Annotated in this window: 15 protein-coding genes; 10 read left to right on the top strand and 5 right to left on the bottom strand. The window is 50.1% G+C overall.

The window, feature by feature from the left end; genetic code table 11:
- Positions 1-127: 127 nt before the first annotated feature.
- Positions 128-628, bottom strand: a complete 501-nt coding sequence (locus tag O3276_RS06385; RefSeq protein ID WP_269674890.1) for a lipocalin-like domain-containing protein — start codon at positions 626-628, stop codon at positions 128-130.
- A 376-nt stretch (positions 629-1,004) separates the two neighbouring features.
- Between O3276_RS06385 and O3276_RS06380 the strand changes: the two genes are divergently transcribed.
- From O3276_RS06380 to O3276_RS06360, 5 genes are all read left to right on the top strand, one after another.
- On the top strand, positions 1,005-2,006 hold the full coding sequence (locus tag O3276_RS06380; RefSeq protein WP_269674889.1) for a YCF48-related protein: 1,002 nt from the start codon (positions 1,005-1,007) through the stop codon (positions 2,004-2,006).
- Positions 2,007-2,098: 92 nt separating this feature from the next.
- Positions 2,099-2,398: a hypothetical protein gene (locus O3276_RS25660; RefSeq protein ID WP_269674888.1), complete on the top strand. Its 300-nt coding sequence runs from the start codon at positions 2,099-2,101 to the stop codon at positions 2,396-2,398.
- Positions 2,399-2,402: 4 nt separating this feature from the next.
- Positions 2,403-4,469 (top strand): efflux RND transporter permease subunit, encoded by a 2,067-nt coding sequence (locus tag O3276_RS06370; protein ID WP_269674887.1) that lies wholly within the window; start codon positions 2,403-2,405, stop codon positions 4,467-4,469.
- A 197-nt stretch (positions 4,470-4,666) separates the two neighbouring features.
- Positions 4,667-6,007, top strand: a complete 1,341-nt coding sequence (locus O3276_RS06365; protein ID WP_269674886.1) for an OmpP1/FadL family transporter — start codon at positions 4,667-4,669, stop codon at positions 6,005-6,007.
- Between the two features lie 155 nt (positions 6,008-6,162).
- Positions 6,163-6,888 (top strand): hypothetical protein, encoded by a 726-nt coding sequence (locus O3276_RS06360; RefSeq protein WP_269674885.1) that lies wholly within the window; start codon positions 6,163-6,165, stop codon positions 6,886-6,888.
- 29 nt (positions 6,889-6,917) lie between these two features.
- Here O3276_RS06360 and O3276_RS06355 read toward each other — a convergent pair whose 3' ends face one another.
- Positions 6,918-7,676 (bottom strand): sulfite exporter TauE/SafE family protein, encoded by a 759-nt coding sequence (locus O3276_RS06355; protein WP_269674884.1) that lies wholly within the window; start codon positions 7,674-7,676, stop codon positions 6,918-6,920.
- A 180-nt stretch (positions 7,677-7,856) separates the two neighbouring features.
- Here O3276_RS06355 and ahpC point away from each other — a divergent pair, with 180 nt between their 5' ends.
- Together ahpC and ahpF are read left to right on the top strand one after the other, a co-directional pair.
- Entirely contained in the window at positions 7,857-8,426 is a 570-nt protein-coding gene (gene ahpC, locus O3276_RS06350; protein ID WP_101747468.1) for an alkyl hydroperoxide reductase subunit C, read from the top strand.
- Positions 8,427-8,619: 193 nt separating this feature from the next.
- Entirely contained in the window at positions 8,620-10,203 is a 1,584-nt protein-coding gene (gene ahpF, locus O3276_RS06345; protein WP_269674883.1) for an alkyl hydroperoxide reductase subunit F, read from the top strand.
- Between the two features lie 146 nt (positions 10,204-10,349).
- Here ahpF and O3276_RS06340 read toward each other — a convergent pair whose 3' ends face one another.
- Complete coding sequence (locus O3276_RS06340; protein ID WP_269674882.1) at positions 10,350-10,772, bottom strand: type II toxin-antitoxin system VapC family toxin; 423 nt, start codon at positions 10,770-10,772, stop codon at positions 10,350-10,352.
- Complete coding sequence (locus tag O3276_RS06335) at positions 10,769-10,984, bottom strand: AbrB/MazE/SpoVT family DNA-binding domain-containing protein (RefSeq protein WP_269674881.1); 216 nt, start codon at positions 10,982-10,984, stop codon at positions 10,769-10,771. Before O3276_RS06335 ends, O3276_RS06340 begins: the two co-directional genes overlap by 4 nt.
- 299 nt (positions 10,985-11,283) lie before the next feature.
- Between O3276_RS06335 and O3276_RS06330 the strand changes: the two genes are divergently transcribed.
- Genes O3276_RS06330 through O3276_RS06320 form a run of 3 tightly spaced genes read left to right on the top strand, consistent with a single transcriptional unit; the run spans position 11,284 to position 18,148 of the window.
- Complete coding sequence (locus tag O3276_RS06330) at positions 11,284-13,536, top strand: type I restriction-modification system subunit M (RefSeq protein ID WP_269674880.1); 2,253 nt, start codon at positions 11,284-11,286, stop codon at positions 13,534-13,536.
- The gene (locus O3276_RS06325; RefSeq protein WP_269674879.1) at positions 13,536-14,885 is read left to right on the top strand and encodes a restriction endonuclease subunit S; all 1,350 of its coding nucleotides are present in this window, start codon (positions 13,536-13,538) and stop codon (positions 14,883-14,885) included. The genes O3276_RS06330 and O3276_RS06325 overlap by 1 nt, the downstream gene beginning before the upstream one ends.
- On the top strand, positions 14,882-18,148 hold the full coding sequence (locus O3276_RS06320; RefSeq protein WP_269674878.1) for a type I restriction endonuclease subunit R: 3,267 nt from the start codon (positions 14,882-14,884) through the stop codon (positions 18,146-18,148). The genes O3276_RS06325 and O3276_RS06320 overlap by 4 nt, the downstream gene beginning before the upstream one ends.
- Before the next feature lie 217 nt (positions 18,149-18,365).
- Here O3276_RS06320 and O3276_RS06315 read toward each other — a convergent pair whose 3' ends face one another.
- A complete protein-coding gene (locus O3276_RS06315) occupies positions 18,366-18,731 on the bottom strand; it encodes a hypothetical protein (protein WP_269674877.1) in 366 nt (121 codons plus the stop codon).
- Positions 18,732-18,738: the final 7 nt, after the last annotated feature.

Below are 18,738 nucleotides of genomic sequence, written 5' to 3'. Positions count from 1 at the left end.
TTCGATTTAAGCCGGCTTCCTGAATAAGGTGCCGGCTTCCGCAAGAATTCGCCCCATTCGTCCGGCGGCACAATAGCAACGCTGGTTACATGACCCGATCTTTTGGTATGTAAATCGATGGCAATGATTAAGCCGTGCGTTTCCACACCAGCTTATCGGCGAAATCACCATCGGTGGCGCTGAGGGTGAGCAGATCACCGTCAAACTCATACTTTCTTTCCAGAACAGTACCTGTCCACTGGGGTATCAGGCTGTTTTTAATATGGTGTTGTACCATATCTCCATTCACAGTAAATGGGCCACAATAGGCTACATAACCCATGCCGGAGCGGCAGAAGAGTTCTTTCAGCCGATCAAACTTCTGTTGTTTTTCAGCGGTCAATTCTGGTGCCTGGATACCTGCCGGGGGGGCGAGTTGCATACGAGCGGCAAACAGATGGCGACGATCCTGTGGTACGGGTGGACGATCTGTTTCCATCAGGGTGGCTGATACCCAACCGTTTTCAGTGTAGATAATATGGCCTTCGGAATTACCGTCAAATGGGTAGGCAACATAGCCGGACGGTTTGTGGGTAACGGACCATTCCTCAAGAGCCCAGACGCCGACAAAGTCGTTAGTGTCAATCATTCTGTGTTCTCCTGCCGGGGGCTGTTGCCACCTTGGTGCCTTGATAGTACGAGCTGTTTGTTATTCATGACAGGTGCCTTTTTTTATTGTTTTTTGCAAATATAAAACCGTTGGCTCGGCTAAAGCAGCCGTATACTAACACAAATTGCCGTTTATTATGCTCAACAGCCGCTGACAAAAAATAGCCTCCCTGGAGCTGGTCACTACCGGCGGCGATACCCTGCAATGAACCCAACATTTCAAGCGGGCAGACGGCTTTTTTTATCCACAATCGTTGTTATTTTCAATATCTGCACCCGGATATACTTCGCTGTTCAATAATGTTTGTTTATACTCGTCTCACTAAAAACAAGAATATAAAGAGAAGGGAAGTCGTATGCCTGTTGCCATTCTGTCTTTCGTATTACTGTCTGTTGCAATCTTGTCAGCCGAATCGGTGTATGCTTTATCTTCCAAGCCTCCTGTTGACCGCCCGGCGGTCCAGTCCATAAAGGCAGCCAACAGTCTTCTACTGGATGTGACCCGTACTGATGGTGGTGTAAGGCTGGTTTCTGTCGGTGAACGTGGTCACATTGTCTACTCCGATGATCACGGGGTCAGCTGGCAGCAGGCCAGTGTGCCAACCATGCAAATGCTGACGGCGGTGCACTTTCCCTCAGAAACGATTGGCTATGCCGTCGGTCACGATGCCATAGTACTGAAGACAGAAGATGGTGGCGAAACCTGGCAACAGATGTATGTTGATCGTGAGGCAACAGTACCACTGCTGGATGTATGGTTTAGCGACAGCCTTCACGGCTTTGCCGTGGGTGCGTACGGTTACATTATTGAAACGGTAGATGGCGGCAAGAGCTGGGCATTTATCGATGACCGTATCGCCAATGACGATGAGTTTCACTACAACGCGATTAACGACGATGGTCAGGGCAACCTGTTTCTGGCCGGTGAGGCCGGCATCCTCTTTCGCTCTTCTGACGCGGGCCAGTCCTGGATAACTTTGGAGAGCCCCTATGAAGGTTCCTGGTTTGGTGTAAGTGGCGGGCATGGTCGTGTTCTGGTTCATGGTTTGCGGGGGAATATTTATCAGAGCGTGGACCTCGGGGAGACCTGGCAACCACTCAGCTCTGGTACCGATCAAACCCTGTTTGGTTCCACCAAACTGACCGATGGCAGTATTGCGCTGGTTGGCAATTCCGGGGCGGTACTGACCGGGTCTGGCGCGGAGCTGGCTTCAGGTACCAACAGTGGTTTGTCGGTTTCACACCGGCCGGACCGGATGACACTGAGTGCACTGGCACCCAGCAGCGATGGGTTTATTGTAGTTGTTGGCCAGGGTGGTGCCTACCGGATGACCCTGGAAGGCACTGTGTTGGAGTAAAAACAGCTTTATACGGTTTTATATTGCACGACTGTGAACGTATTCAAAATAAACTATAAAAAGAATAACTAAAAAATCCGGGGCAGCCAGTTATGTCGTCTTTTCATCATTCATCCCAATCCTCTCTATCCAGGGAAGGCAGCGAACCAATAGTGGAACGGATGATTTTCCATAATCGTCTGCGGGTTTGCCTGTTGTTCCTGCTGATATCACTGTTTCTCACCTGGCAGTTGGTGACCGGACTGCGGATGGACGCCAGTTTCCAGAAAATGGTGCCGCTGGAACACCCTTTTATCCAGAATATGCTTCGTCACATGGAAGAGGGGGGCAACTCCGGAAATACCATTTCGCATAGCGGTGGCTCCCCGGGATGGCGATATTTTTTCCGCTGAGTATATGGAGTTGCTCAAGCAGATTAATGATGAAGTGTTTTACCTTCCGGGGGTTGATCGAAGTAATCTGAAGTCCCTCTGGACGCCATCGGTTCGCTGGATTGAAGTAACGGAAGAAGGCTTTACCGGTGGGACGGTGATTCCTGACACCTATGATGGCAGTCGGGCCAGCCTGGACCAGCTTCGGGAAAATATTCTGAAATCCGGCCAGGTCGGAAGGATCATTGCCAACGATTTCCGGTCCAGTATCGTCAGTGCACCGTTGTTTGAGAAACATCCGGAAACCGGCGAAAGCCTGGATTACCAGCACCTTTCTGCGCAACTGGAAGTACTGCGCAGCAAATATGCGGTACAGGGTGTTGATCTGCATATTACCGGAATTGCCAAAATTTTTGGGGACCTGTTCGAGGGTGTGAAAGCCATTGTCTGGTTCTTTATTATCGCCCTTGGCGTTACCAGCCTCCTGTTATTCCTCTATTCCCGCTGTCTGAAAAGCACCTTTATTCCACTGTTGACGTCCATCATAGCAGTGGTCTGGCAGATGGGTCTGTTGGCTACCCTTGGCTATGGTCTTGATCTTTACTCGGTCCTGGTGCCTTTTCTGGTGTTTGCCATTGGCGTGAGCCACGGTGTCCAGATTATTAACAGTATCAGTGCCGAAACGGCCCGGGGGGCAAACGCCCTGACCGCTGCCCGCCGGACATTCCGAACCCTGTATATTCCCGGCATGGTGGCACTGATTTCTGATGCCATCGGTTTCCTTACCCTGCTGGTGATTGATATTCAGGTGATTCAGGATCTGGCGATTACCGCCAGTATCGGGGTTGCGACCATCATTTTAACCAACCTGGTTCTGCTGCCTGTGCTGATGTCGTTTATCACAGTCAGCAAACGCTCCGTTGACCATGCCAGAAAGAGCCAGCAGCAGGAGTCCCGGGTCTGGCAAGTGGTCGCCAAACTGGCCAGCCCGAAGGTAATGCCGGTGTCTATCCTTATTGCCCTGCTGGGCTTTGCTGCGGGCGCTTACAAGGCAACTGACCTGAAAATTGGTGATCTTGACCCCGGTGCCCCGGAGTTTCATCCGGACTCCCGCTACAACCTGGATAACCTGTTTATTAATAGCCATTACGCCACCAGTGCCGATCTGTTCGTCACCTATCTGGAAACTCAGCCCGAAGGTTGTAGCCGTTATCCGGTGATGGATGCCATCGACCGATATATGTGGCATATGGAGAATGTGCCGGGGGTTCAGTCTGCGCTCTCGCTGGTCACCGTGTCCAAGCAGGTGATTAAAGGGCTGAATGAAGGAAGTCTGAAATGGCAAAACCTCTCCCGTAACCCTTATGTGCTGAACAACTCGGTGGGGAATGCGGCGGCACTGTTTAATGCCGACTGTTCCAGTGCGCCGATTATTCTGTTCCTGGATGATCACAAGGCCGAAACACTGGAGCGGGTGGTTCAGGCGACTCAGGCGTTTGCTGCTATCAATAACACCGAAGAGTTCCAGTTTGTGATGGCCAGCGGTAATGCCGGAGTAGAAGCGGCCATCAATGAGATTATTGCCCAGGCGCAGAATAAAATGCTGTTCTGGGTGTATGCGGTGGTCAGTATTCTCTGCCTGATTACCTTCCGTTCTGTGAAAGCGGTGCTCTGCATTATTATTCCACTGGGGTTGACTTCGGTGCTCTGTCAGGCGCTGATGTCTTACCTGGGGATCGGTGTGAAAGTGGCGACCCTGCCGGTTATTGCCCTGGGTGTCGGGATTGGCGTGGATTATGGAATATATATCTACAGTCGTTTAGAGAGTTTTATGAGGCAGGGTATGTCTCTGGAAGAAGCCTATTACGCAACGCTGAAAATAACCGGTAAAGCAGTCACCTTTACCGGGGTGACACTGGCCATTGGGGTGGGTACCTGGATCTTCTCGCCGCTGAAATTTCAGGCGGATATGGGGATTTTGCTGACCTTTATGTTTGTCTGGAATATGGTTGGGGCTATTTGGTTGTTGCCTGCTTTGGCCAGGTTGTTGTTGGTGCCTCGGGTTGGGGGAGGGGTTTTGGTTGAAACATAAAAAAGTTGGCAGTGGGCAGTTGGCAGTGGGCAGTGGGTAGGTTTTTTATGGAGGGTGTTTTTGTCGGGAAGTTACTTGTTGGTGGTTCATTACTTTTCAAAGTGTAACAAATGTATTAGTATCCGATCACGAAGAGTCACACGACATTCGCACAATAATAAAAATGCACCTTGAGTTGTGCCTGAAGGGAAGTACTCATGAAAAAAATCAATCAATCCCTCTTTGCCCTGTCGACACTGACACTGGCCATGCAGGCTGGTGCTGCTGGTTTTGCCCTGAATGAATCTTCAGCGGCTGCGGCAGGTACTGCTTATGCGGGGCGGGGCTCTAATGCAGAAGATGCCTCTATTATGGCGGCAAACCCTGCGGGTATTGCGCTGTTGAAAGAGCGGCAGGTGACTGTGAGTGGGGCTGTTGCTGTTCCTAAAGGGGATTTTAAAGGAGCAAGTACTATTACTGCTAATGGAAATACTGGCGGTAATATTAGCAGTAGTAATGATGAGTTCCTGAATACTTCTGTGATCCCATTTGGTTACTTCTCAATGCCGGTAGATGATCAGCTTTCTTTCGGTTTTGGTGTATATGCTCCATTTGGTTCGTCCACAGACTACGATGATAACTGGGCCGGGCGATATCTTGCCGATGAAACTCAAGTTACTATCGTTAATTTCCAGTCAACAGTCGGCTATAAGTTTTCTGACCAGCTCTCCTTGGGTTTAGGTGTTTTCGCTACCTATGGAGAAGGAGAGCTCAGCCGCTTTGTTTACCCTCAATCACCGAATGATAATGTTGTTATTAAAGGCGATGATGTGGCTTATGGCTGGAATATTGGTGCGATTTGGCAGCCACAAGAGTCAACATCTCTGGGTGTTAGCTATAGATCAAGCATTAAGCTGAAGCTGAAAGGAGATGCCACTGGTTCGGGAGCTTTATTTGGTGGTGGGACAGTGACTGAAAAAGCCAAGCTGGATATAACCCTCCCTGAAAATGTAGATATCAGTCTGACGCATAAAATAGATGATCGCTGGACAGTAATGGCCGGAGCAACATGGACTCGATGGAGCCAGTTCGACAAGTTGGTCATTAGTTCTGATGAAGCGTCTGGGTCTGGCCCGGTCTCTAATCCCATTCCAGGAGCTTCGCCAGCCCCGGGAATTATCACCTACGTTCAGGAAAATTGGAAAAACTCTTGGGCATTTGCGCTGGGTGCAAGTTATAAGTACAGCGATCAGCTGACTCTGAAAGCAGGCTACGCCCTTGATCAGACTCCGGTTCAAGATGATTACCGTACGGCCCGTATTCCTGATGGTGATCGTAACTGGTTAACTGTGGGAGCGAAGTATGAGCTGGGTAATGACTGGACCGTTGATGCAGCCTACGGCTATATGTTCGCTGGAACGGTGAAAATCGATGAAGGAAACTATAGGGATGATGGTTCCTCTGAAACTGGCACAGGACCTTCTCCTGCTTTTAACCTGAAAGGCGAATACAACAACACCGCCCACTTGTTCAGCGCATCGGTAACCAAACGCTTCTAAACCAAAGGGTCTTGTCTGACTCTGTAAAAGTGATTGTAAAAGAAAAGCCCGGCCATCGCCGGGCATTATTTTTTCTGCGGGTGGTGAATTTGTTGACTACTTTGTTGATATGAACAAATTAACAAAAGAAATCCCATGGGGGGATATGAGTGCTAATGTATACACCTGCTTCACTTCAGCTCACCCTGGCGGCGCAGTCACTCCCTTCCGATAGTGATATTGCCAGTGGCAAACAGGTATCTTCAAAAGCTGAAAAAAATGCTGGTACGTCTTTTTCAGGTCATTTAATCAATGATTCCTCAGAGGCGTGCTCAGGTACATCGTCGTTAATGCCGGACTCAGATGGTGTTGCTGAAGCAAAGTTGGAAAACCCCAGTGACGAGCCTATAGTTTGCCGTTCTGTTACCCCTGCTGACGAGCTTTGCAGGAGAATCCGCCTGTTGACTACTTCAGCTTCCAGACCGTCTACAAGTGCAAATATTTCGCTTCCGGATATAAGAGAAGAGGGTGCTCAAGATCCTCAGCCAGATATGGTACGGAATAAGTATGTCCCGGATGTACGTGGAAAATACGATTTCCAAGCGCTGCGCATTAGCTTGATTCGGCAACATTTACACCAGGCACTGGAGCCATTGCTATCTCTGTTGGCTGAGGACAAAAATATAACAGGCGTCGTCAGGCATAAGGAGGATCCCCTTGTAGTGACCGTCGATATGGAAGCTTTTAATCAGGGAAAGATTCCTTCCTTAGGGCACCATTTTGCTTCTCTGCTCAGATACGAGGCTGATGATCCCCACTACCCCTATGTATTCTGGGATACTGAAGGTTGTATTACGGTTAAAAACTTGCTTCTGATCCGCTACAGTACGCCGGCTTTTTAATTACCTGTTGCCGTTAAAAAACCTTCTCGTTAAAAGAATAACGCCGCAAAACACCCGCAAACGGTCATTACCAGCAGCAGCTTTTTCAGTGTGTCTGGTCTGGCCTTAATGGCAAACTTTACGGAAAGGTGGGCACCAATGATATAACCGATGGACAGAACCAGTGCCGGAATCCAGGCCACCTGGTCACGGGCAATAAAGACGACCAGGGCTACTACCGTAAAAGCCAGGGTGCAGACCAGTTTCAGGGCATTGCCACGCACCAGGTCGTAACGGAGAACGCCACATACTGCCGCCAGCAAAATAAAGCCGACACCTGCCTGCACAAAGCCGCCATAGAATCCGGCTATGGTCAGCCCAATCCAGGATTTCGGTGAGTCTGCCACTTTCAATGGCACAGTGCCTTCTGGCGGAACAATCATGGCTGACCGCAGTACCATAATCAGGCTCATGGTGACCATGGCTCCCAATAGCATAGGTTTTAATGCCCACTCCGGGCTGTAAGACGCGGTCACTGCCCCCGCCAGACCTCCCGCCAGGGTAGGGATCATCATGGGCAGAATCTCTCCAGTCTCCAGGCGGTTATGTTGCCTGAAGCCCAGGGCACCGGTCAGGCTCTGCAAGAAAATGCCAACCCGGTTGCTGGCATTGGCAATATCAGCGGGCATGCCCATGACCATCAGGGCTGGCAGGGTCAGGTTGGAACCGCCTCCCGCCAGTGTGTTGATGATGCCTGCCAGTATGCCCAGTGTGATCAGTATTGCGGATGATACTACCGTGACTTCCATAAACCGTTCCTGTTGTCGCCCTTTTGTTCGGGAAACCGAGGTTTGCCAATTAAGTAAATCTATTAGAGGTATTCTTTTAATTAATTTTGATGTTCGATGGTTTGGCCGTAATCTTTATCACGTGAAAGACAAACGTTAAACCAGAAAACACTCTCCAAGAGAAGCGAAAAGGAAAATCAAATGACTCAATCTCTGATTAACACTGTGATCAAGCCATTCAAAGCCACTGCTTTCCACAAAGGCGAGTTTATCGATGTGACCGAACAGAGCCTGCTGGGCAAGTGGTCAGTGGTCTTCTTTTACCCGGCTGACTTCACCTTTGTCTGCCCGACCGAACTGGGTGATCTGGCTGACCATTACGAGAAGCTGCAATCCCTGGGCGTCGAAGTGTACTCCGTGTCAACGGATACCCACTTTACCCATAAGGCATGGCATGACAGCTCTGAAACCATCAAGAAAATCCAGTTCCCGATGATCGGCGATCCAACCGGCACCATCACCCGCAACTTCGGTGTGATGATTGAAGAAGATGGCCTGGCACTGCGTGGCACCTTTGTAATCAATCCTGAAGGTGAAATCAAGGCCATCGAAACCAACGACCTGGGCATTGGCCGCTCTGCCAAAGACCTGGTGCGTAAGGTACAGGCTGCCCAGTACGTCGCTGAGCATGACGGCGAAGTTTGCCCGGCCGCATGGCAGCCAGGTGAAGAGACTCTGGCACCGTCCCTGGACCTGGTTGGCAAGATCTAAGCAATAGATTACCGCTGATAACCTGCCCGGACAGCCTGTTCGGGCAGGGCTTAAAGGCTGACCAGGAATACTGAATAAACCGTTGTTCAATATTCCTGGTCAGCTTTACAGAGGCTTGTCTGAGAAGCCCGGTCAGAACAAGCCTGATCGAAGCAAGTAAGAAACCATTTTTATCATAAACAGGGGTGCGACCATGCTCGACACAAATATGAAAGCCCAGTTACAGAGTTACCTGCAAAATCTGAAAACAGCCGTTGAACTGATGGTATTTCTGGACGACAGCGATAAGTCAGCGGAAATGGCCTCCCTGGCCAACGATATTGCCAGCCTGTCGGACAAGGTATCTGTCACCCAATCAGACAACAGCGATGAGCGCAAACCCTCCATGCTGGTTCGTTCAGCGGCAACGGGCAGCGAAATCCGCTTTGCCGGCCTGCCCATGGGCCATGAATTCACCTCCCTGGTACTGGCGCTGCTGCACAGTGGTGGTCACCCCATTAAGGTGGATGATTCCGTGGCAGAACAGGTAAAAGCGCTGGAAGGTAACTACCGCTTTGAAACTTACGTTTCCCTGAGTTGTCAGAACTGCCCGGATGTGGTGCAGGCGCTGAATATCATGTCAGCCCTGAATCCCAACATCACCAATGTCATGATCGATGGTGCCTTGTTCCCGAACGAAGTGGACGAACGGAAAATCATGGCCGTACCCTCGGTTTACCTGAACGGTGAACTGTTTGCCCAGGGACGTATATCTGTGCAGGAAATCCTGAACAAACTGGATACCGGCGCTGCCCGGCGTCAGGCCGAAGCGATCTCGGAAAAAGCACCGTTTGATGTGCTGGTGGTTGGCGGCGGCCCTGCCGGTGCCTCTGCTGCCATCTACAGTGCCCGAAAAGGCATTCGTACCGGTATTGTGGCGGACCGTTTCGGTGGTCAGGTGATGGATACTGTTGGTATTGAAAACTTTATCTCCGTTAAGGCGACGGAAGGCCCTAAACTGGCCGCAAGCCTGGAAGAACATGTCCGCGACTATGATGTGGATATCATGACTCAACAGCGTGCCAGCCGGATTGTGGCGGCGGAGCAGGTCGGTGATCTGATTCAGGTTGAGCTGGAAAGTGGGGCAACATTGCGCAGTCGCTCACTGGTTATCGCTACCGGTGCCCGCTGGCGGGAAATGAACGTGCCCGGTGAGCAGGAATATCGGGGTAAAGGCGTCGCCTATTGCCCACACTGTGATGGCCCGTTGTTCAAGGGGAAAAAAGTCGCCGTCATTGGTGGTGGTAACTCCGGTATTGAAGCCGCAATCGATCTGGCAGGTATTGTTGAACATGTCACTGTTCTGGAATTCGACAGCAAACTGAGAGCAGATGAAGTGCTGCAACGCAAGGCTCGCTCCATGGGTAATATCGATATCATTACCGAAGCACTGACCACTGAAGTGCTGGGCGATGGTGAGAAAGTGACCGGGCTGCGTTACACCGACCGGGCAACGGATAACAGCAATACAATTGAGTTGTCGGGTATCTTTGTCCAGATCGGTCTGGTTCCCAACGCCGAGTTCCTCAAGGGCACCCTGGAGTTAAGCCCGCGTGGTGAGATTATCATCGGTGCCCAGGGTGAAACTTCCCTGCCCGGTGTGTTTGCCGCCGGTGATGTCACCACCGCGCCTTACAAACAGATCATTATTGCCATGGGCGGTGGTGCAAATGCGGCGTTGGGTGCCTTTGATTACCTGATCCGGACGCCAGAGCCACAGCAGCAGAAAGCGGCTTGATTTGTTGGTACTTTGATGAGGTGACATAAAACTTTAGTTTTTGACCAAACAGACCTCGGTAACAATACTACACGTGTTGTATAACCGGGGCCTTTTTCATGTACCGCAGAAAACTCGAAAAATCCAGGGTTAGCTACTTATGTATTTCACGGCTTTTTCACATCGTCAAATTGTTGAGCGGCCTTATCGAAGGAATATACCCCGGCAAATTCTTCATTCATTTTCTCGATGATATTTCTGGATTTGCAAGCGATCAGGGCATCAGCGAAACCGGCTTCTTTTCCTTTGACGGCTTTGGCTTTTTTGTGGGTATTGAGAGCTTTCCATACAACCGGCCCGTTTTCAAAAACAATGGACGGTTCATGGAATAGGTGCAAAATTGTTTTCACTATCTCTTTCTTTTTCAGCTGATACTTTCGGCCTGCTAACGTCCAGATGGTTTCGACCAGGACGGCATCCGATACAAGAACACGCCAATTCCCCTTGATAAGCCTTGCTGCCTGTTTGCTCTGCATCGCATCATCACTGAGCAAATACCTTAATAAAACGTTGGTATCTATGGCGATCATTGCAACCCACTCTGCAAAGATTCGTCATCAGAAATGTCTGCCTGCGACTTTATATGACTCAAAATACCCTCAGCAGACCCCTTTATCTTCTTGATGATTGTTATCTGCCCGTCTGCGACAAAGCATTCAACCTCATCGCCGGGCTGAATGCCCAGTTCTTCACACTGATTGGCGGGTAGCGTGATCTGTCGCTTTGAACTCAAAATTGGCATCGTCAACCTCTTTACTTATATTGAATTGTAAAGATAGTATCTGACTTTGCTTTATGCAAAAAGTAAAGCACGGGTGGTTCAGAGGTGTTTCAGGGTGGTTTCATGTGAAGTGCAGAAGTCACCTATCAATCCTTACCTCGTTCCCACACAGAGCGAGGGAAGGTTAGCTACTTAAATACACGACTTGAGCCTACCTTACATATCCTCCACAATAGCGACTGACGTCGTAAGCCAGGCGTTTGTACCAGCCGAACATCTCTGTACACTCGCACTCCTACTTGCAAGATCCAGAACATTCTATGTCTCAGTCCCATAACAACCTCGCTGCCTTTATCTGGTCTGTTGCTGACCTGTTGCGGGGGGATTTCAAGCAGTCCCAGTATGGTCGGATTATCCTGCCATTTACCCTGTTGCGTCGTCTGGAATGCGTGCTGGCACCGTCGAAAGCCTCGGTGCTGGCCAAGTATGAGCAGGTGAAAAGCATGAACCTGCCCAACGATGGCAAGGAGAAAATGCTGCTGCCTGCCACCCGAACGAACGAGAATCCACAGGGGCTGACGTTCTTTAACACCTCGGAGATGGATCTTTCCAAACTGGGGCAGAACGATATCAAAGACAACCTGGAAAACTACATCCAGTCCTTCTCCAAAGATGCCCGGGAGATTTTTGAGCACTTCCGATTTGAAGAATTTATCGATGCCCTGAACGCCAACAACCTGCTGTTCAAGGTGGTGAAGATGTTCGGTACCATCGACCTCAGCCCGGCTGCGGTGTCTAACCATGAAATGGGTTTGGTGTTTGAAGAGTTGATTCGTCGTTTTGCCGAATCCTCCAATGAAACCGCCGGTGAACACTTTACCCCACGGGATATTGTCAAGCTGACCACCGCCCTGGTGTTTACGGAAGACGACGATGCCCTGAACAGGGAAGGGGTTATCCGCACCATTTATGACCCCACAGCAGGTACTGGCGGCTTCCTGTCGTCCGGTATGGAGTATGTGTACGAACACAACCGGGATGCGGTGATGCGTGCCTTTGGTCAGGAGCTGAACCCGGAATCCTACGCCATCTGTAAAGCAGATATGATGATCAAGGGGCAGGATGTCAGCCGTATCAAGCTGGGCAACACCCTCTCCAACGACCAGCTGAGCAACGACACCTTTGACTACATGCTCTCCAATCCTCCGTTCGGTGTGGATTGGAAGAAGATCGAGGGTACAGTAAAAGATGAGCACGAATTCAAAGGTTTTGATGGTCGTTTTGGCCCCGGCCTGCCAAGAGTGTCCGACGGTTCGCTGCTATTTCTGATGCACCTGATCAGCAAGTTCCGCCCGATCACCTCTGATAACCAGAACCCCAGCCGTATCGGCATTATCCTCAACGGTTCGCCGCTGTTTACCGGCGGTGCGGGCAGTGGTGAGAGCGAGATTCGCCGTTATATTCTCGAAGCCGATCTGCTGGAAGCCATTGTCGCCCTGCCCACGGATATGTTCTACAACACCGGCATCGCCACCTATGTGTGGGTGCTGAGCAATAAGAAAAACAAAGATCGCAAGGGTAAGGTGCAGCTGATTAACGGTGCCAGACTGTTTGGCAAAATGCGTAAATCCCTTGGCTCCAAGCGCAACCTGATGAGTGATGACGATATTCGCACCATCACCCGCAATTTTGGTGCCTTCGAAGCAACCACAGAAGATCAATTCGCCGCCAAGATTTTTGATACCCATGAATTTGGCTACCGTCGTATTACGGTAGAACGCCCACTGCGACTCTCGGCTCGGTTTACTGAGGAGGCGGTAGCTGGGCTCTGCTTTGCTCCTAAGCCGTTTAACAATGTCATGCGCTGGATGTATGAACAGTTTGGTGATGATTGCTTCAGGGAGCTGACGGAAGAGCAGCAGGCCTCTATTCGCGAGAAGATCAAGAAGGACTTTACCGAGTTAAAAGAGAAACAGATCAAACAGCTTCTGGATATCAAACCATGGGGTTTCCAACGAGGCCTGATGGAGAAAGCGGAACTTTTGCGACAGCAGATCGGCGGTGATCAGTACGATGACTTCAATGAATTCGAAGTTCAACTGAAAAAGGCGATGAACTCCAGTGGTATCAAGCTGGATGCCAAAGAGAAAAAGCAGCTACTGGATGCCATTACCTGGACCAATCCGGAAGCGGAGCCGGTCATCAAAAAGATTCTCAAAGAGGAAGCTCAACCGCTATACGGCGCTTTTGAATATAAGAACAAAGTCGTTGAATTCCAGGCCGATGGTGATCTGCGGGACAACGAGAATATTCCCCTCGATCCATCCGTCAGCACTACCACCCTGATCGAAACCTACTTTAACCGGGAAGTGGCACCCCATGTGCCGGATGCCTGGATTAATGCCGACAAGTGCGATGAGAAAGACGGTGAGATCGGTGTTGTAGGTTATGAGATTCCCTTTAACCGGCATTTTTATGTGTACCAGCCGCCGCGGGCACTGGAAGCCATTGATGCGGATTTGGATGCGGTCAGTAAGCGGATTATGGGGTTGCTGGCGGAGGTGCATTCGTGATGGGTAGGAAGTACAAGGCTTATCCTGAGTATCAACCGTCTGGAGTCGATTGGTTGGGTCAGATTCCAAAACACTGGTCTGCTAAACGACTTGGGCAATTTTTCGAGGAACGTCGTGAAAAGGTAAGTGACAAAGACTATTCCGCTTTGTCTGTGACTATGAAAGGTGTAGTTCCACAGCTAGAAACTGCTGCAAAAACGGATGCTGGTGACAATCGAAAACTGGTTTTGAAAAACGATTTTGTCATTAATAGCCGGTCTGATAGGAAAGGTTCTTCTGGTGTATCTCAATATGATGGCTCTGTCTCACTTATCAGTATTGTGATGACTCCAAAAAGAATAGTTCCAGCATATGCACACCATCTTTTGCGTAGCCAGCCGTTTCAGGAAGAGTTCTATCGCTATGGTAAAGGAATTGTGGCAGACCTCTGGAGCACAAATTCTTCGGAGATGAAGAATATTTTGATTCCTGAAATGCCGTCCGATGAGGCTGAAAAAATAGCCAACTTCCTCGATCACGAAACCGCCAAAATTGATACCCTGATCGAAGAACAGAAAAACCTGATCCGTCTGTTGCAGGAAAAGCGTCAGGCGGTGATCAGCCATGCCGTTACCAAGGGGCTGAACCCGAATGTTCAGCTGAAGGATTCTGGTGTTGAGTGGCTTGGGAAGGTGCCGGGGCATTGGGAGGTTAAACGAGTTCGTTATTTAGGAGCTTGCCAAAACGGCATCAATATAGGGGCAGAAGCATTTGGTTCAGGTTATCCATTTGTTAGCTATGGTGATGCATACAATAACCGTGTGCTACCAGAAGTCCCCAGTGGTTTAGTTCAATCGACTTTGGAAGACCGTCAAAGATACTCTCTTCAGTATGGTGATGTTTTGTTTACCAGAACATCAGAAACTATTGATGAGATTGGTTTCGCATCCGTTTGTTTAAAAGATATTCGGGATGCATGTTTTGCAGGATTCCTTATCCGGTTTAGGCCGACTGGTGCTGAGTTAGACCCAGATTTCTCAAAATATTACTTTTCTAATGAGTTGCTGAGAGCATTTTTTATTAAAGAAATGAACTTGGTTACTCGCGCATCACTAAGTCAAGACTTGCTGAAGCTAATGCCAGTTACGCTGCCTCCATTATCAGAACAACGTGCTATAGCTGAATTTCTTGATGCAAAAACCCTATCGTTTGAGCAATTAGAGAAAGATGCAAAGCAGCAAATTGCCTTAATGCAAGAACGCCGCGCAGCCCTTATTTCCGCCGCCGTCACCGGCAAAATCGACGTCAGCGACTGGACACCTCCCGCCCCACAAAAAGAACAATCACCCAAAGCGGTACAAGCAGCATGAGCAAGGACGCATCGGTAGAACTGGTTTTCCAGAACGATATCATTGCTCAGATGCAGGCCAATGGCTGGCAGCTAGGCAAACCGGAACACTATGACCGGGCAACGGCACTCTATACCGCCGATGTTCTGGCGTTTGTTAAAGGCACCCAGCCGAAAGAGTGGCAGAAGTTCTGCAAGGTCTATCCTCAGGATTCCGAAACGCACTTTATCAAGCATCTCGAAGAGCAGCTGAAAAAAGCCAACCCCAATGCCATTGATAAAGAGCTGCGCAGCTACGGCACGCTGGGCGTGTTGCGCCACGGCCTGAAGATTCGCAATGCCCGTTTCAGCCTATGCCAGTTTATGCCGGAGCATAACCTGAACCCACAGACGCTGGCTCGTTACCAAGAGAACGTCTGTCGTATTGTGCCGGAGCTGGTTTACAGTCCTTATGCTACGGCGGAACACCTGACGGAAACCGGCAAAAAGGCAAAAGCCTGGCGCATTGACCTGGTGCTGTTTATCAATGGTTTGCCGGTGGCGACGCTGGAGCTGAAATCCGAATTCAAACAGTCGGTAGACCGGGCCATTAACCAGTATAAAACTACCCGCTTACCCAAAGACCCGGAAACCGGCAAACCCGAACCGCTGCTCACCTTCAAACGGGGCGCACTGGTGCATTTTGCTGTGAGCCAGTACGAGGTGTATATGGCGACCCGGCTGGATGGTGCCAATACTTTCTTCCTGCCGTTTAATAAAGGTACCAAAGAAGGCGGTGCGGGTAATGATATTCCTGAAGATGAAAACCAGTATGCCACCGATTACCTGTGGAACGAGGTGCTGCTGCCGGATAATCTGCTGAATATTCTGCACCGCTTTATCCATCTGGAAATCGAAGAGAAAGAACACGCCGATGGTCGTAAATTCAAGAAAGAGACGCTGATCTTCCCCCGTTATCACCAGTGGGATGTGGTGCGCAAGCTTATCGGTGCCGCAAGGGACGAAGGCACCGGCCATAAATACCTGATTCAGCACAGTGCCGGTTCCGGTAAATCCAACTCCATCGCCTGGACTGCCCATCAGCTTTCTACGCTCTATAACGAGCGGGGCGAGAAGCAGTTTGATTCGGTGATCGTGATTACTGATCGCACCGTGCTGGACAGCCAGTTGCAGGACACCATCTACCAGTTTGAACACGCCGATGGGGTGGTGGGGCGCATCAATAACAAGGAGGGTGAAGGCAGCTCCAAATCCGAAAAACTGGCGAAGGCGCTGGAAACCGCCCAGCCGATTATTATTGTCACCATCCAGACCTTTCCGTTTGTGCTGGATGCCATTGCCGATAGCATCAGCCTGCAACAGCGTCGTTATGCGGTGATTGCCGATGAAGCCCACTCGTCACAGACTGGCGATACTGCCAAGCGGTTGAAGCAGGTGTTGATGGTGGATGGGGAAGCCAAAGACCTGGAGCCTTCAGCCCATAAAGAACTGTCCTCAGAAGACAAACTGAATGCTTCGGTAGTGGCTCGTCGTCATAACAGTAATCTGAGCTATTTTGCTTTTACTGCGACACCGAAAGCGAAAACGCTGGAAACCTTTGGTCGTTTGCCGAAGCCGGAGGCACCGCCTTCCATCAAGAATATCCCGGTCGCCTTTCATGTTTACTCCATGCGCCAGGCCATTGAGGAAGGCTTTATTCTCGATGTGCTGAAGAACTACACCAACTACAAGGTGGCCTACAAACTCGCCCAGAAGCTGGAAGCAGCGGACGAGGAGGTGGACAGCAAGAAAGCCAAGGTGAAGCTGAGCCGCTGGGTGCGGTTGCACGATTACAATATCTCCCAGAAAGTGCGGGTGATTGTCGATCATTACCGAACCCATGTGATGGGGCTGCTCCACGGGCAGGCGAAAGCGATGGTGGTGACCAGTTCCCGTAAGGAAGCGGTGCGTTACAAGCTGGCGTTTGATAAGCATCTGACAGAGGAGAAGAGTTCCATTCAGGTGATGGTGGCGTTCTCCGGTGAGGTGGAGTTCTCTGAGGATGATCCAGACAGTGTTGCATTGCTGGATCAGAAGTTTACCGAAAAGAATATGAACCCGGGCCTGAAAGGCCGGGAGATGCGCAAGGCGTTTAATACCGACGATTACCAGGTGATGCTGGTTGCCAATAAGTTCCAGACCGGTTTTGACCAGCCCAAGCTGTGCGCCATGTATGTGGATAAGCCGTTGGGCGGCGTGGAGTGTGTGCAGACCCTTTCCCGTTTGAACCGGACCTATCCGGGGAAGAAAGAAGGCGGCACTTTTGTGCTGGATTTTGTCAATGAGCCGGAGGAGATTCTGGCATCGTTCCAGCCGTATTATCAGACGGCAGAGCTGTCGGATGTGTCTGATCCGGACAAAATCTTTGAGCTGTTCAACAAGCTGCGGGAGAGCGGCATCTTTACCTGGAATGAGGTGGAGAAGTTCTGCGAAGCCTTCCTCAGTAAAAACAAGAGCAATGCAGCCATCAGCAATATCTGCAAACCGGCGGTGGAGCGCTGGCAGAAACGGTACAGCTCTGCCGTGGAAGAATATCAGAAAGCCCGAAAAATCTTCGAGCGTACCAAAGCGGCAACCAATGATGCGGTGCTGTTAGCCAATGCGGAAAACAGCATGAAGGGGTGCAAGCAGGAGAAAGACCGGCTGGAGATTTTCAAGAAAGACCTGGGCAGTTTTACCCGGTTTTATGAGTTTATGTCCCAGATTGTGGATTACGACGATCTGGAATTGGAAAAGCTCAGCCTGTTCGCCCGTTTTCTGCGGCCGCTGTTGCGGGAACGTCGGGTGGATGAGGACGATATTGACCTGACCAATGTGGAGATGAGCCATTACCGGTTGTCGAAAATTCGGGAGCAGCATCTTCAGCTGAGAGAAGACAGCGAAGACGACAAGCTGGAGCCGGGGAATGATATCGGTTCTGCCAGGGCGAAGGACAAGAAAGAAGAGTTTATGTCGCAGGTTCTGGAGCGGCTGAATGATCTTTTTGTGACGGATAATCTTACCGACAAGGATATGATCAACTATGCCTACACCGTGCGGGATAAGCTGGCTGAGAACGCCACGGTGATGAAGCAGATTGCCAACAATACGGCGGAACAGGCGCTGCTGGGTGACTTCCCTCAGGCCATTGATGATGCGGTGATGGAGAGCAGTGAAGCGCATCAGGAGATGATGTTGCAGTATCTGTCGAATCCGGAGCTGGCGAGAGGGTTTGCCAGGGTGGTGTTTGATTTGTTGAAGCGGTGAGTTCTTTGGCTAGGAGCCTTTGGTCTGCTGTCGTTTGGTTTATCCAGCACGTCATTTCAACTAGGAGCCTTATGGGCTACAAAGGCATCCACTCGTTCTCTGCCTGCTTGCAGGTTTTCCTGAAGGTAGTCTAGGAGGCTGTCCGAGAGTAGCGTCCGTAGCGAGGATGGCAGAAAATTGAGGATAAAAAGTCGGAAATTTTTAGTGAATAGTGGTTCTATTTACTAAAAATTTCCGACTTTTTAGACCAATTTGCTGCCACCGCAGTAGGGCAGTCTATTCTCGGACAGCCTCCTGGGTGCTCCCTGGTTTTGCTGGCAACTGTATCCCTGATTTCACTGAGGGAAACTTCTACATCACTGGTCAGGTCATCAATATTTTCGGCAATATTAAAGGCGATTCTCTCTGGGCGCACATGTTCATCAAGATAGAGTGAGGTCACGTAGCAGGGGTAGGTGAACTTACCAATATCGTCGGATTTTGTGCCAAAGAGACCAGGTATTTTTTTACTGATGGATTCTTCTTTTACAACCCTATAGCCAGCTATGCATGGTGTGAGGCAATAGCAACTCAATATTTTCATGATTGAT

The sequence above is a fragment of the Endozoicomonas sp. GU-1 genome (assembly GCF_027366395.1).
Taxonomy (GTDB): domain Bacteria; phylum Pseudomonadota; class Gammaproteobacteria; order Pseudomonadales; family Endozoicomonadaceae; genus Endozoicomonas.
The sequence above is the reverse complement of the archived record's forward strand: the minus strand, read 5'-3'. Positions and strand labels throughout refer to the sequence as shown.